Annotated in this window: 19 protein-coding genes; 15 read left to right on the top strand and 4 right to left on the bottom strand. The window is 66.2% G+C overall.

Going from position 1 to position 14,292, the window contains the following annotated elements; genetic code table 11:
• The first annotated feature begins 569 nt into the window (after positions 1 to 569).
• From ACT53R_RS06925 to ACT53R_RS06865, 13 genes are all read left to right on the top strand, one after another.
• Positions 570 to 1,133 carry a DUF4303 domain-containing protein gene (locus ACT53R_RS06925; RefSeq protein ID WP_476171115.1) on the top strand — a complete coding sequence of 188 codons (564 nt, stop codon included), beginning with the start codon at positions 570 to 572 and terminating at the stop codon, positions 1,131 to 1,133.
• 104 nt (positions 1,134 to 1,237) lie between these two features.
• The gene (locus tag ACT53R_RS06920; protein ID WP_476171114.1) at positions 1,238 to 1,585 is read left to right on the top strand and encodes a hypothetical protein; all 348 of its coding nucleotides are present in this window, start codon (positions 1,238 to 1,240) and stop codon (positions 1,583 to 1,585) included.
• Between the two features lie 55 nt (positions 1,586 to 1,640).
• Entirely contained in the window at positions 1,641 to 2,411 is a 771-nt protein-coding gene (locus ACT53R_RS06915) for a hypothetical protein (RefSeq protein WP_476171113.1), read from the top strand.
• Between the two features lie 65 nt (positions 2,412 to 2,476).
• Complete coding sequence (locus ACT53R_RS06910) at positions 2,477 to 3,013, top strand: hypothetical protein (protein WP_476171112.1); 537 nt, start codon at positions 2,477 to 2,479, stop codon at positions 3,011 to 3,013.
• A 46-nt stretch (positions 3,014 to 3,059) separates the two neighbouring features.
• Positions 3,060 to 3,188 carry a hypothetical protein gene (locus ACT53R_RS06905; protein ID WP_476171111.1) on the top strand — a complete coding sequence of 43 codons (129 nt, stop codon included), beginning with the start codon at positions 3,060 to 3,062 and terminating at the stop codon, positions 3,186 to 3,188.
• A gap of 46 nt (positions 3,189 to 3,234) precedes the next feature.
• Positions 3,235 to 3,663: a hypothetical protein gene (locus tag ACT53R_RS06900; RefSeq protein WP_476171110.1), complete on the top strand. Its 429-nt coding sequence runs from the start codon at positions 3,235 to 3,237 to the stop codon at positions 3,661 to 3,663.
• A gap of 125 nt (positions 3,664 to 3,788) precedes the next feature.
• The gene (locus ACT53R_RS06895) at positions 3,789 to 4,094 is read left to right on the top strand and encodes a hypothetical protein (protein WP_476171109.1); all 306 of its coding nucleotides are present in this window, start codon (positions 3,789 to 3,791) and stop codon (positions 4,092 to 4,094) included.
• Between the two features lie 165 nt (positions 4,095 to 4,259).
• On the top strand, positions 4,260 to 5,186 hold the full coding sequence (locus tag ACT53R_RS06890; RefSeq protein WP_476171108.1) for a hypothetical protein: 927 nt from the start codon (positions 4,260 to 4,262) through the stop codon (positions 5,184 to 5,186).
• Between the two features lie 247 nt (positions 5,187 to 5,433).
• The gene (locus ACT53R_RS06885) at positions 5,434 to 6,372 is read left to right on the top strand and encodes a hypothetical protein (RefSeq protein ID WP_476171107.1); all 939 of its coding nucleotides are present in this window, start codon (positions 5,434 to 5,436) and stop codon (positions 6,370 to 6,372) included.
• Between the two features lie 116 nt (positions 6,373 to 6,488).
• Complete coding sequence (locus ACT53R_RS06880; RefSeq protein ID WP_476171106.1) at positions 6,489 to 6,716, top strand: hypothetical protein; 228 nt, start codon at positions 6,489 to 6,491, stop codon at positions 6,714 to 6,716.
• Positions 6,717 to 6,943: 227 nt separating this feature from the next.
• Complete coding sequence (locus tag ACT53R_RS06875; protein ID WP_476171105.1) at positions 6,944 to 7,732, top strand: ATP-grasp domain-containing protein; 789 nt, start codon at positions 6,944 to 6,946, stop codon at positions 7,730 to 7,732.
• Positions 7,729 to 8,718, top strand: a complete 990-nt coding sequence (locus ACT53R_RS06870; RefSeq protein ID WP_476171104.1) for a hypothetical protein — start codon at positions 7,729 to 7,731, stop codon at positions 8,716 to 8,718. The genes ACT53R_RS06875 and ACT53R_RS06870 overlap by 4 nt, the downstream gene beginning before the upstream one ends.
• A 74-nt stretch (positions 8,719 to 8,792) precedes the next feature.
• Positions 8,793 to 9,278, top strand: coding sequence for a hypothetical protein (locus tag ACT53R_RS06865; protein ID WP_476171103.1), 486 nt, complete (start codon positions 8,793 to 8,795; stop codon positions 9,276 to 9,278).
• A 74-nt stretch (positions 9,279 to 9,352) separates the two neighbouring features.
• Here the strand turns inward: ACT53R_RS06865 and ACT53R_RS06860 are convergent, their stop codons facing one another.
• From ACT53R_RS06860 to ACT53R_RS06845, 4 genes are all read right to left on the bottom strand, one after another.
• Entirely contained in the window at positions 9,353 to 10,444 is a 1,092-nt protein-coding gene (locus ACT53R_RS06860) for a DUF6973 domain-containing protein (RefSeq protein WP_476171102.1), read from the bottom strand.
• A gap of 43 nt (positions 10,445 to 10,487) precedes the next feature.
• Positions 10,488 to 10,775 carry a hypothetical protein gene (locus tag ACT53R_RS06855; RefSeq protein WP_476171101.1) on the bottom strand — a complete coding sequence of 96 codons (288 nt, stop codon included), beginning with the start codon at positions 10,773 to 10,775 and terminating at the stop codon, positions 10,488 to 10,490.
• 298 nt (positions 10,776 to 11,073) lie between these two features.
• Entirely contained in the window at positions 11,074 to 11,835 is a 762-nt protein-coding gene (locus tag ACT53R_RS06850; protein ID WP_476171100.1) for an outer membrane protein, read from the bottom strand.
• A gap of 117 nt (positions 11,836 to 11,952) precedes the next feature.
• Positions 11,953 to 12,699, bottom strand: coding sequence for a GDSL-type esterase/lipase family protein (locus ACT53R_RS06845; RefSeq protein WP_476171099.1), 747 nt, complete (start codon positions 12,697 to 12,699; stop codon positions 11,953 to 11,955).
• A gap of 124 nt (positions 12,700 to 12,823) precedes the next feature.
• On the opposite strand from ACT53R_RS06845, the gene ACT53R_RS06840 reads away from it, so the two are divergent.
• On the top strand, positions 12,824 to 13,723 hold the full coding sequence (locus ACT53R_RS06840; protein WP_476171098.1) for an endonuclease/exonuclease/phosphatase family protein: 900 nt from the start codon (positions 12,824 to 12,826) through the stop codon (positions 13,721 to 13,723).
• Positions 13,720 to 14,223, top strand: a complete 504-nt coding sequence (locus ACT53R_RS06835) for a hypothetical protein (protein WP_476171097.1) — start codon at positions 13,720 to 13,722, stop codon at positions 14,221 to 14,223. The genes ACT53R_RS06840 and ACT53R_RS06835 overlap by 4 nt, the downstream gene beginning before the upstream one ends.
• The last annotated feature ends 69 nt before the right edge of the window (positions 14,224 to 14,292 follow it).

Genomic DNA, 14,292 nt, shown 5'->3' with positions numbered 1-14,292 from the left:
CTGATTTTCAGGCTGTTGAAGCAGACTTCGATACAGGAACTAAGGCCCACTTTGGTCCGGAAAGGTTAGGAATTACCAAATATTTTACTTGGGTTGGCGCCTACAGTGGTTCTATCGACTGTCACTTTTGAAGACTCGATGCAGGGAAGAGAGATGCTTTCTGTGTTACAGCAATATCACTCGGAAGACGATGGGCTGGAGAAGCCTCTTGCCTAACAATTCATTCAAGCCGACCCCATATCGTGGCGTCGGCCACGTGCCTACGCTACGCCAGTACGTGTCCGCCACCCCGCTGCGGGGCGGCTTAACTCAGGTGTTGGCAATTAAATACTGAGGAAAAGCAAGTAGCCCGGACAGGCGCAAAGCGCGCACCCGGGATGAATCAATCGCAATCCTCGCCGAAGATCCCGGGTGCGGCCTTCGGCCTTACCCGGGCTACGTGGCTAAGATTCCTCCAAGTCGCCCCCGCGTCATGGCGTCGGCCACGTGTCTGCGCTACCTTGGAATGCATTCACCGCCCGCAGCGGCGTGACTTAAATCAAGCGTTCGGCGGCTGAGGACTTCGTGTTGTGAATGTTCTTGCGTTACGAAAGTGGCTCGCGGAGCCTAGAATAGCGCTGGTTGCAGCTGTGGCTGAGGGTGTCCGTGCCCATGTTGCTGCTCTGCGGTCGACTGGCGTCGATATCTACGGGTACGCCCTGCTGCCTGGCGAACCGTATGGCATCCACAGTATGGTCGCCGTCACTAATAGCGAGACCAATATCAAGGTGCCGCCTGGCCATGATGATTTTCTCTACTACCGCTACTCGGTAGACGAATGGGCGGACTGGTATCAGGACCAATTTGCGGAGGTCGACAAAATTCTGACTGAGGAAAACGAACGATTCCGCTCGATGCACTCGAAGGCCAATGACGGCGACACGATGGACGAGTTCGAGGTGGCCCATTCAGATGCTCTGCTCAACGCCTTGGTTCTCGGTCTGGAAACAGCCAAGAATGCCGGGGCGTTCGATTGGGTCAATCCCTTTCTGGCTGTATGGATTTCGGACTCTTGCCATTCGATCATGTTCGAATCGGTGCGACGACTCAACGCTAAGGCCTTGGCGGACGAGTTCATGGCCGAGTTCCGGTAAAAAGTAGCCTAGGTAAGCGAGAAGCACACACCCGGGATGAATCAACCGCAGTCCTCGCCGAAGATCCCGGGTGCGGCCTTCGGCACGCGGCACTCGGGGTGTTCATGGCAGACATCAAGGCACGACAACGCGCCAGCAGGATCGCCCGGGAGCGTGGCCTCGGCGCCTTGGCGAATGACACGAAATGGCGCGAGTTCATCGCTTGGGCGCAGGCGACGGGCATTCCGCTCGAAGTGAAGTTCCTGTACGAGGACGCGCCGTTCGAGGCGACCCCGGTCTTTTCTCCATCGATGCACTATCTCGAAGGCAACCGCGACATGGGTCCGGGGTTGTTCGCGTTCATCGAGTGGGTGCGATCACGCTCGGTCGACGAGACGATGGCCGCCGCGAAGGTGGTCGGGCTCGAATGCGAAGTGCAGGATGGCAAGGCAACGGTCTTTGGGTATCGTTAGCGAGTCGCCCGGGTTTCTGCCCCTCGCACCTCCGTTCCGCCACCAGAGACACCGCATGCTGCTGATCCCGCTGTTGTTGCTCGGCCAAGCCACGCCCGCCGCCACCGCGGCCGTCGATGTCGACGCTTACGCCGATCGCGAGATGGCGTCGTACCAGGCCAAGGTGCTGTTGATGGACCAGGGGTGCATGCGCAAGTTCATGCGGATGAAGGTGCCGCGGTTGGCGCTGGATGTCCTCGTCGATCTCGACGCAGCCGGCAGCGTCACCGCCACGCGCATCGGCGGCAGCGGCAGCGGCAACGACGCGCTCGATGCGTGCATGCAGGGCTGGATCGGTCGCATGCAGTTCCGCGACGACGCGCCGCGGCACGGGACCTACGTGCTGACGCTGGGCAACGCGCGGCTGATGCCGCCGCCGGCGAAGTTCGAGCCGTACGCAGGCGACGATGCCGCGATCATCGACCGCTGGGGCGCGGCCGTCAGTCTGTGCAAGCTCTCCGGGCTGCCCGGCCCGTCCGGGCGCAACGCCTGTTCGGCGTACGTCTCGATGGTCGATCTGCACGTCGCGAAATGGTATGCCGGCAGCATCCGCATCGCCCCGGGCACGCACAGGCTCGATCTCGCCTGTTCGACGCAATCGTTCGGCGGCCCGTTCCCGTCCGAACTGCTGCAGTCGCAGGGACACGTTTTCACGCTGCAGCCCGGCGGCCATTACAAGCTCGACGCACGCTGGGACGCCGACACGTGCGTCGTCGACATCATCGATACCGCCAGCGGCCAGCGACTGGAGAAAGCGCCGGTGGAGGCAAAGCCTGCGAGCGGATGACGGTCGCGGCCCGCCTGCGTTACGCTCGCACCGCCGCAAGGGGACGGCAGACATCGGGTGGCACCATGGTGAAGTGGCAATGGCTGTGCCTGCTGGCGCTCGCGACCTGCGGCTGCGTCAGCACCGAGTTGCTCGCGCCGAAGGGAGCATCGGCGGAACTCGCGATGGACATCGAATCGCAGTCCACGGGCGGCGGACTCGGAAAGCACTGGCACGTGTGGAAGTTCAAGGATTCCGCATGCCGCGATCCGGAGAAAGGCGTGCGCGTCGCGCGCAAACGCAAGGGCAAACCGATCGAAACCCTCCACCTGCCCGCCGAACAGCCGATCACGCTGGCGTTCTGGTACATCGAGGCCAGCTACGGCGTCAATCGCGAGTGCAGCTACACCTGGACCTTCTCGCCGAAGACCGGCGAGCACTATCGCGCACGCCTGTCGGTGGCCCGCGACATCCATTGCAGCGCGACCCTCGTCGACGCCGCCGGTGCACCGGTCGAGGTGTCGACGCCGGTGAACTCCTGCGTCGTCGGTCTCTACGGTCGGCGCATTCCGAACGGTGAGCCCGCGATCATCACTTATGAAGTCCGCGTCGTCCCCTACTGACCGCGGATGCGACGTCGGCCCGGCGCCCGTCGAGCGCTGGTGCGTGATGCGCCGGGACGACAACGCCAACGACTTCGTGGTGCAGGGCGGGCTGACGTTCGCGGACGCCACCGCACTGGCGCTGGACTTCGAGCGTCGCGGCCACAAGCAGGTCTATTGGGTGCGGCGCGAGTGAAGGCCGGCCTCTTCGCGACGTCGATGCATTCCGGTGGCCTGCGGAAATGAGCCAGACTTACGAATTCTCGCCTGAGCGTCATGCCACGTTCCTTGACGGTTACATGGATGCCGTCGGGCGCGCATTCACGGATGATCTTGTCCTGTACGCACTGACCGCGCATTGGGTCAAGGTCGACGATGTGGAGAATGTCATCGGCGCAGCGATCATCGATCGAACGCCGGTGGCCTCCTGGGCGCGCGAATTCCATGCCACCTGCACCTCCTTCCTGCAGACCGACGGCCGGGATCGACTCACCTACTACCTGATCGAGTACATCGAGTGGTTCGAGGCATTCCATGCAGGGGCGAAGGCGAGTCGATTGCAGTGCTCGCCGCTGCCGGACGAGGAGATCGACGGTCATCGCTACCTGATCGAGATCGACACGACGCATGCCGTGATCTTGATCTTCTGGAAGAAAGCGAAAGTCGGCTGACGACGTTCCAGAATGTGGTACGTCGTCGCATGGTCGATCGCCCCGACGACATCGCGACAGTGCTTCGCGCGCGAAGGCTTGGTCTTGCGACATACTTCCGCGCTGACCCCCGCAGGCTCCATCTCATGTCCACCATCAACGGCATCGGCACCCGCTTCCACGGCTGCTCGGAGATCCGGCGCGACGGCTCCTACCTGTCGACGAAGTGGTTCTGCCTGGTGTTCCCAATCGTCCCGCTCGGCAGCTGGCGCATCTGGCCCGAATCCCGCGAGCGCCACCTGATGGGCATGTACCGCGCCACGACCTTCAAGGCCAAACCCTCCGGCTTGTATCTGCCGCACGTCGCGAAGATCTACGGCATCTACCTGGCGATCTACCTCGCCCTCGTCGTGGTCGACTGGTTCGATACCGGGGTGTGGCGGTTTTCTTGAGGCGACGCTGATTGCCTGCATCGCCTCAAGTCGTGCGAGCATGCCGTCGACTCCGCGTTCCCTTGTCGCAAGTCGACGCGACGCGCGGGTCTGCCGCCGGAGCAGGTCCGGCATGGAGGCGTCCTCGTTCGCGAGGCGGCCGCACGGTTCAAAGGGAATGCATCGATGGCCAAGGTCTACAACACGAAATTGCAGAATGTCCAGGTGGCGTTCGACAACATCTCGCGCCAGGGAAAGCTGCGCAATTTCTCGGGAGAAATGGCGGATGACGACGGGCTTTACGGAGAGATGGGCACTCACGTCCAGGGCATCGTGCACACCGAAGACTACGTCTTCCTGTCGCACAACCGCCTGTCGCGGCAGTACACGGGCATGATCGCCGTGATCAGCAAGAAGAAGGGCGAGGTGGTCTACTGGTTCGATACGCCGCGGCAGGAACACAGATATCCACATCCGGGCGGCATGCAGTTGATCGGAGATTATCTGATGGTGCCGGTCGAGAACGGCGACCACAACCAGTCGTATGTCTACTTCTACGACCTGACGACGATGACGAACAAGGTGCCACCGCAACCGTTGTCGTATTCGCTCAGACGGCACAACGGGACCGGCGCCGCCGGCATCACCAACTACGTGTCGGGCGGAACCGAGTACTACCTCATGGCCGCCTACGACAACGGCAAGCTGCATTTCTACAAATCGAACGGGAAGACCCTGGCGGATCCAGATTTCTCCTTGTCGTCGTTGTTCGAGACCAAGGTCGCGGAAGGTGGGTACAGTTCCATTGCGCTGCTCACCGACAAGAACAACGGTTTGTACATGATTGGTTTCTGGACCGAGGGGGAAGATGGGGCCGACCCGACCGACTACATGGACTACTACACGCTCAACATCGACAAGAAGAGCATTTCTGCTGTCGTGCAACGCCGTCACATGATTACCCAGTACGGCGGGGTCGCGGGGGCGGATGGTGTCCATTTCCGCTTCGGCGCCGGCCTGCGGATCCTGTCCGACACCACGCTGAAGGCCTTCGCGACCCAGCGCAATTTCGTCGCACGCTCCGTCTCCACCAACGGGTTCCCGCCCAAGTAGGGGCACGGCGTACCTGCCGTCGCTCGTGCAGGGTGCTCGCTCCGCGCGGGCGATGTCGCGGACCGGGACGCATTCCCCGGGGAAAGTCCCGCCTGCCACGCCTGTTCCTTGCATGTGCGAGCATGGCGCCGACGGCGCGGCACCTCGATGTCGATCGGGGGCTCGGTGCGCATCTGCCGCCGGAGCAGGTCCGGCATGGAGGCGGCATCGGTCGCGATGGCGCCGCACGCGTGAAGGGAATGCATCGATGACGAAGGTCTACAACCCGAAACCACAAGACGTACCGAAGGCGTTCGACAAGATCCAGCGGCAAGGCCATCTGCGCACGTATTCCGGCAAGACGCCCGAGGACGAGCCCGGGCTGCCGTCGCTGATCGCGACGCACGTGCAGGGCATCGCACAGAACGACGACTACGTGTTCCTCTCGCACAATCGACTGTCGCTGGCGTCGACCGGCATGGTCGCGGTGATCTCCAAGGCCAAGGACAAGGTGCTGTACTGGTTCGACACGCCGAACCTGCCGCACCGCTATCCGCATCCGGGCGGGATGCAGATCATCGGCGACTACCTGATGGTGCCGGTGGAGAACGGTGATCACGACAAGTCGTGGATCCATTTCTACGACCTGTCGACGATGACGAAGACCGACGCGCCGCAGAAGATCCGCTATTCGCTGCACCGGGAGACCGGGTCGGGGGCGGCCGGGATCACCAACTACACCGTGGGCAAGGACGAGTACTACCTGCTCGCCGCGTACGACAACGGCGCACTGTATTTCTATCGTTCAAACGGCCGCACGCTGTCCCAGGGCGACATCGACTTCGCGCCGCTGTTCGAGACGCGCGTCGACCAGGACGGTTACAGCAGCATCTGCCTGCTGACGAGCAAGGCCGGCGCCCTGTACATGATCGGGTTCCGGACGCACGCGGCCGACAGCGATCCGGAAGACTACATGGACCTGCACGAGATCAACATCGACAAGGGCAAGCTGTCGCTGGTCTCGTCGCGGCACATGGTGAGCGAGTACGGCGGGATCGTCGGTCCCGACGGCGTGCATTTCCGCTGGGGCGCGGGCCTGCGCATCGTGGCCGGGAATTCCGGTTCCGATGTGGCGCTCAAGGCCTACGCAACGCAGCGCAATTTCGTGTTCGGCACGATGTGCACCAACGGTTTTCCATCGAAGTGAGGCCGGCCGCGGTGCCCGATGTCCGCCGGTCGCGCGAGGTGGCCGTTGTGCGCGACCGGCGGCGTTGGACTGGATGGCCGGGCAATCCTGCCCGGCGTTCGACACAGGAGCGTGTCATGGCATTGCGCAAACCGAAGTCGCGACTCGATTTCATCCTGCAGATCACCCACTACTTCAACGGCCACTGGGAAGATCCCGAATGGGGTCGTCGCCCGGCCAATCAGGTCTTGATCGCGCTCGCGATCCGCGATCTGGCCGGCGGGGTCGCCGATGCGGCCCTGCAGAAGCAGATCGTCGACGCTGCCGACAAGGCGATCGCGAAGAACGCCGCCGCGGTGAAGTGATCGCGGCATCTTGTCGCCCGCATCCGGTGCGCAGGACGCGCCCGGATGCATTGGGCTACCTGATCCGTGCCGTCGGGTGGCATGGCGTTTCGTCCCGGCCTACACTCGATGCCGGAGTGACATGCCACGACGTGGCATCCGTTGTCCCGACCACGGCGCCGCCATACCCGCCGCATCGGTTCGTCGGTGCTCCATTGATCCCTCATCGATCACCGCGACGTCGCCTCATGACCAGACACGGTTTCACGAACGCCTTCATCGAGGAACAGGGGAATGGCCGGTTTTGCCATGAATCCGCTCTGGTCGCCGAGTCCCTCGCGCGACGAGGAATTCCGTTCGAATGCTTCACGCCGAAGAAGATGCTCAGGCGTGCATTGCAACTGTCGATGGACACGTTCGTCGCGGGCACCATTCCGATCGTGCTGGGGGCGATGAAACAGCTGGGTATCGAAGCACCGCCAGCGAACGATTATCCCGAGGTGTTGTACCCCTGGCTTCACCGGCGCGTGTGGCGGGCGACCTTGCGTGACGTCGAAGCGGGAGTCTGGGAAGGTGCGCCTGCGGTCTTCGCGAAGCCCGCGGATCGATTGAAGTCGTTCACCGGACGCGTCTTCCGCGGGACCGACGATCTCTACTTCCTCGGCAATGCCTCGCGGAGGCAGTCCGTCTGGTGTTCCGAGGTCGTGCAGTGGCGTTCCGAATATCGCGTCTACGTTGTCCGGGACGAGGCCGTGTCGATCGATCGCTATGCGGGTGATGCCTCGGTGCCGCTTGCGCTGGACGTCGTGCATGCGGCGATGGCCCGGTATCGCGACGCGGGCGCGCCTGCCGCCTATGCGGTCGATTTCGGTGTGCTGGCGGACGGACGCACGGCGCTGATCGAGGTCAACGAAGGTTACGGTCTCGGTGCATATGCCATCCGTGCCGATGCCTACACCGAACTGCTGATGACGCGCTGGTCGGAACTGGTTGCCGGCCCACGTCTACCGGCGGACGCGGCCTCGTCTCGTGCATGAGCAGGTCCCGGCACGCAGCCTGCGCCTTTCGCTGGACACTGGGCGACGGTCCCGATCCCGACGCGCTGGCGCGCCTGCGGCGCCGCTTCCCGTGTCCGCGTGTGCCGATGGGCGATGCCTGGTTCATGGGCGACGAGCGCTGCATGTACACCTCGCTGCTCTCGCCCGATCCGACGACGTGGTCGTGCGACGACCTGCGCGGGGCCATCTGGGCGCTTGCCAGCGGGCCGGGGTGTTTCGGACACATGCGCGAATGGTCGCTGTGGTTTCCATACCTCGTCCACGCGGCGCTTCCGTTCGTGGAGGGACCCGCGTTCCTCGACAGCGAGTACGGCGTGCTGGTCAGCGCGGTGATGGTGCATTGCCCCGATGCCGATGCATCGCCGTACGACGAAGGTTTCATCGACGACGTGCTGCGGACGCTCGGCCGCATGCCGATGATGGACGTCTGCTGGGACGAACGGCGGTGGACCTCGCGCAATGCCTTCCCGGCCGTCGAACACACCGTGCATGGCTGGGTCCTGTCGGACCGCGGCAACCTGCATGCCGCATGCACGCTGTTGGCGCGTTATCTCGACGAGGCGTCGCTGGATGCCTGGCTCGCGTCGGCGATGGACATCGACGATCCGCTGTGGCGCGCGGGCATGGTGTCGTGGCTGGCGCATGTCGCTCCGCTGCTGGAGGATCCGTCGCGGTGGCCGGCTGCGTTCGATATCGGTCCGGGCTCGTGGGAGGCCTCGCATTGCGTCACCGGCCGTACGCCCGCGGGGGAATGCGACGCCGGGACCGGGCTGTTTCCGTTCTTCGATCCCGCCCGTCGCGTGGTCTTGTGCGCAGCGGTGCGCCGCCACGCCGCAAGGCCCCGCCTGCGCGCATGGGGCGCGGCGTTGCAGGTGCTGCCGGGCTCGCCGGGGCAGTGGGACGCGGTCTGTGGCGACTACGCTGCGGCCTGCCGTCGGATCATCGCCGCGTACGGGCTCGAATGACATCGGCCGCCGGCCCGGTGACGCCATCCCGGCGCCGCGTTAGGCTGGGTCCTCACATCGACGGGGGCGACGGCATGAAGCGCTGGATGATCGCGGGATTTGCGTGGCTGTGCCTTGCGTCGCAGCCATCCATGGCCTGCGACCGGCCGACGCAGTTCAAGGCGGCGATCGGCGGTTTCTTCGGACCGTCGTACGCAGTGGAGCTCACGCCGGAGGGCGATCTGCGCTATGCGCACAACCCGAAGACGTTCGTGTCCGACGATGCGGACACGGTGCGCGAGACCGTGCAGGTCGCGCCGGAGGCGTGGACGGCGTTCTGCCGCGAACTGGACGCCATCGGTGCGTGGCAGTGGAAGCCGAACTACGTCGATGGCAGCGTGCACGACGGCACGAGTTGGTCGTTCGAGATCACGGTCGACGGCAAGTCGATGAAGAGCGGCGGCTACAACGCCTGGCCGGGCGGCAGTGTGTCGTCGCCACCCGCGCCGGGAGGCGATACCTCCTTTCCGCAATGGTTGAAGGCGGTGCGCACGCTGATCGGCGGACGCGAGTTCCACTGACGGCGGCCTCGCACGCTGCAAACGATGACGCCCGGGCAAGCCGGGCGTCGTCGCATCGGAACATCGGAAACCGGTCAGGCCGTCATCGAGGCCGGTCGCTGCTGCGGCGCATCCTGCGTGGGCGCCGGCGGGGCGACGGTCTGGTTTGCGGCGACTTCGACCGGCGTGCTGCGCGCGGCGTTCTCGCTGAGGCGGGCGTGGTTGGGGCCCTGCACGCCGTCGGTGCCGTCGAACACGAACAGCGTGCGGTCGGGATGGCCGTTGGCGTCGGTGATCGGTTTGCCGACCTCGATGCCGGTGACGCCATTGAGACCGTCGCGCTTCGCGGCGGCGTAGACGTTCGCGGCCAGCGCATCGCCTTCGAGGCCGCGTGCCGCCATCGCGGTCACGACCTGGCCGTACATCGGATCCTGGCGCATGCGGTCGACGGCGGGATCGGCCGCGGCGAGGCGCGTTTCCGGCTGCCCGGGCGTGATCGGCGGCGCGGCCTGGCTGACCTGGGTGTCGGTGGAGACCACGCCGGGCGTGTTGATCGCCGGCGCGATCGCGCCCGACGGTGCGAGGCCGTGCTGGCCGCGCACGACGCGGTCGCTCCATTCCAGGTTGCCGGCGTTGTTGATCACCGTCAGCTTGCCCTGGTTGAGCGCCTGCTCGACGAGGTTGGCGAGCTGGTCGGGCGTGGCGTTGCGGTTGGCGGCGCCGATCGAGCGACCGACCTCGTTGTTGTAGAGGTCCATCGCCTCGCGGTTGGCGGGATTCCCCGGGCCGCCTTCGTGCGCGGTCGCGAACGCACGCGTCCAGTTCTCGCCGAACTGCTGCGTCATCAACGCATTCCAGTAGGCGTGGCGGAACGCGTCGCGGTGGCCGTCGTTGCCCTGCCATTCGCGGGCGCGATCGGCGGGAATGCCGGCCGGCACCGGATTGTCTGGGAAGCGCCGCACGCCTTCGGAAAACGCACGGTCCTTGATGTCGCTCATCTGTTGCAGGCCGTGCAGGCCGCGATCGAAGGTGAGCTGGTCGAGCAACTGGCCTTCGGTGCGCGTCATCCGCACCGCGCTGGTGAACGGGATGTCGATCGCGCCGAACGCGCGCGGGTGGTAATCGATCATCTGGTCGTCCGCGACCTGGTACCGGGTGCGGACGGTGTCGAGATCAGGCCTGGCCATGGGATGGGGCTCCTGTTCCGGTCATGCGGTACGGGCGTGCGGCTCAGCGCCGCTGCCACTGGCGCGATTCGACCTTGCCGTCGCGGTAGTGGATGGCGAGGTATTCCTCGTCGACGCCGAACTTGGCGACGCCGAGTTCGTAGGTGTCGGTCGATGTGGCGGCGTCGGTGGCGTCGGGTTCGCCGAGCAGGCGGAGGACATCCTCGCGCGCCATGCCGGGCTTCACCGCGGCTTCGGCGGCCGCGAGCATGCCGCCGCGGGTATTGTCGGCCGCAGCCGCGCCGCGCTGTGCTTTCCAGGCGGCGGAATCGAAAGTGGGGGTCTGTTCCATGGCGCAGGCCGAAAGCGAGAGGGAGAGGACGAGCGCGGCGCAGGCGACGCGCGCGGATGCAAGCGGCGCCGCGGACGCACGGACAGGCGTGCGTGCAGGCGCGGACGCGGGATCGCGTGGGGGATCGGGGAGCGGGACGCCGGAAACCGACATGTCCTTGTCTCGAAGTGCGGGGGATGGGCGGACCGTACCACGGAAGCCGGGAACGGTGCTGCGCGCCGCATTCTGCAATCCGCGCATCAGGGAAGCTGCGGCGCGGGGCCGGCGGCGCGTCGTGCGCCGCCGGCCGGTGTCGCGATCAGAAGCGGTAGTTCACGCCGATGCGCAGCGTGTCGAGGTCGAGGTCCTGCGAGAAGCGTTCGCTGTACGCCGGGCTGGTGAAGCTGCTGCCGGCGACGTAGCTGGTGTCGTAGTGCGTCCTGCCGAGGTTGGTGCGCAGGTATTCGATGCGGCCGGTCCAGTGCGGGTTGAAGCCGTACTCGTAGCCGACGCCCCACTGGATGCCGTCGAGGTTTTCCGACTTGTGCGCGCGCTTGTGGTACGCGCCGCTGCTCAGCACTTCGGCGGTCAGGTCGGCGCCGACGCGGGTCGGGCCGGCGGTGAAATAGCCGAAGTGCGCGCCGCTGGCGTAGCCCAGCTTCGCGCGCAGGCTGTACTGGTGGTTGGCTTCGATGCGGTTGGTGGTGTCGTAGTACAGACTGCCTTCGCCGCCGCCGTACGGGTTGGTGGTGCCGTCGATGAACTTGCGGTCGTCGGCGTTGAGCTGGCTGTAGTCGAATTCGGCGCCGAGCACGAAGCCGTTCTCGAACGCGTGGTTGTAGCCGACCTGCACGCCGTAGGTGCTGCCCTTCGGGCTGAGGTCGTTCGACCACTGGTCGACGACCAGCGTCTGGAGAGCGGGCGATTCCGAGGTCCAGCTGTCGCCCAGCGCGACCTTGGCGCTGGAGTCGCCGTCCACATGGCCGACGCTGGCGCCGGCGTACCAGCCGGTCCAGTCGGCGGCGAACGCGGCGGGGCTGAGGAGGGTGGCGGCGATGAGAACGGAGAGACGCTTGTGCATGGGAAATCCTGTGTGTTCGGTATGCCGGCCTCGTCGCCGGCTGCCAGAACCAACGCCGACACCCGACGCATCAGGACAACCGCGATGCCGCGGCGCGCGGGATGATCCAGCGGACGTTCAGCGTTGTCCTGTGCGCGGCCGCTTTGCCGTTCGTGCAAGGTGGGGTTCGCAGAGGGTTTCCATCGCCGCATAGCCTTCCGCGTTCGGATGCACGCCGTCGTCGGAGAACGCGGCACGCAGGCCGCCCTGGCCGTCATCGAGCGCGTGGTGGTAGTCGAGCCAGTGGCAGCGGCGCGCATGCGCGAGCTGTGCGAGCCGGCGATTCAGCGCGACGATGCGCGCCGCCGGCCGCAGTTCCGGCCGCCAGCCGAACGCAGCGGCGGGCGGGATCGCGCCGAGCAGCACCTCGATGCCCGCGTCCTGCGCGATCGCGATCATCATCGCGAGATTGGCGACGATGGTGTCGTCGTCGACCGGGCCGGTGTTGCCGGCGACGTCGTTGGTGCCGGCGAGCAGGTGCAGGCGCTTCGGTTTCAGTCGCAGCACGTCCGACGGCAGCCGCAGCACCATCTGCGGCGTGGTCTGCCCGCTGATGCCGCGGCCCACGCGCGTCGCGGGGAAGAAGTCCGGGCGCAGGCGCGGCCAGCCTTCGGTGATGGAGTCGCCGAGGAACACGGTGTCGATGCGTTGCCCCGCGGCGATCAGGCGGCGGTCGTCGGCGTCGTAGCGCGACAGCCAGCCCCAGTCGTCGAGCATCTGTCGTTCGTCGCGGCCCGGTTCGGCAGCGGCGGGCGCGAGCGGCAGCGCGGGCACGGCGAGGGCGGCGGCGCAGGCGAGGAAGGTGCGGCGGCGGAGCATGGGCATGCGGCGTCCCGGTGGCGATGTCGGTGTCCGAGCATAATCCCCGGCGAGCGACCGCGTCGCCGGGCGTGCTACAACACGGCACGCGGGCAGCCCGCTCCCGGGCGCCGCGTTCCGGAGATCGTCGATGCCGCGTTCCGCTGCGCTGTCCTTCCGCCACGCCCTGCCGCGTCGCGCCCTGCACGCGTTTGCCTTCGCGCTGCTGTTGTGCGCCAGCGTCGCCGCGCAGGCCCGCGAGCTGCGCGTGATGTCGTTCAACGTGCGCCTGCCGGTGGCCGCCGATGGCGAGAACCGCTGGGAAGCGCGGCGCACGTTGATGATCGACACCATCCGGCGCGCGCACCCGGACCTCGTCGGCACCCAGGAACTGTTCGGCCTGCAGGGCGACGCGCTGGTGGCCGGTCTGCGCGGCTATCGCTGGTTCGGCCGCGGACGTCGCGGCGGCGGTGCGGACGACGAACACATGGGCGTGCTGTATCGCGTCGACGCGCTGCGGCTGGTGGAGTCCGGTGATTTCTGGTTCTCCGACACGCCGGACGTGGTCGGCAGCATCAGCTGGGGCAATCTCTATCCGCGCATGGTCACGTGGGGCCTGTTCGAGACCCGCGACGGCGCGCGCTTCTATCTGCTGAACACGCACTTCCCGTATCGCGACGAGGACGAGGCCGTGCGCGTGCGCTGCGCGCAGGCGCTGCTCGATCGCATCCGCGCGCTGCCGCAGGACGTGCCCGTGGTGGTGACCGGCGACTTCAACACCGGCGACGACAGCGCCGCGCATGCGCTGCTGACGACCGACCTGCGCGATGCCTGGCAGGTCGCGCCGCGACGCCGCGGCCCGGAAGGCACCTTCCATGCCTTCACCGGCCAGCCGCAGCGGCGCATCGACTGGATCCTCGTCCGCGGCTTCGACGTGCGTTCTGTCGAGGTGCAGACCGTGCATCGCGGCGCGCACTACCCGTCCGATCACTTCCCGGTGCTCGCGGTCCTGCGCCGCAGCGCGACGGCATCCGCGGAGCAGACGCCATGAAGCGCCATCGCATCGCATCGGCTTTCGTCGCGGGCACGTTGGCCGGCCTGCTCACGGGCACCGCGCACGCGGGGCCGGTGTTCGACAGCGCCTACACCGATCTCGCGCACGACTGCCGCCCCGCCTACGCCGAGGCCGAACTGGAGGAAGGGCAGGACAACGCGCTGCGTTGTACCGGCCCGGGTGGCGATCGCCTGTTCGTGTTCTATTCGGCCGAGGACATCTGGCTGTCGGTGGAGAACGCCGCGGGCGATGCGTTGCTGAAGGCGCCGCTGCGGATCTTCGACGACGCGCACGGCAAGGTCGAATGGCGGCTGGCCGATGGCGTGCCGTTCGCGATCATCGTCCGCCTGCGTCGCGAGGGCGCGCGGCCGGAGACGCTGGAAGTACGTGGCCTCGGCGCCGACGGCGCGCTGTCGGCGAGCGTGCCGGTGACCCGCGGCAGCGATGCCAACGCGGCGGCCCGGCGCCTCGCGGATGCGCACCGCGGCGTGCACTGAGCCCGCGACTCAGGGGCGGCACGCGACGACGGACATCGTGCTGTCATCGAATTGCAGCATCCTGCGGGT

The organism is Lysobacter sp. DMC104, assembly GCF_056313665.1.
The sequence above is the reverse complement of the archived record's forward strand: the minus strand, read 5'-3'. Positions and strand labels throughout refer to the sequence as shown.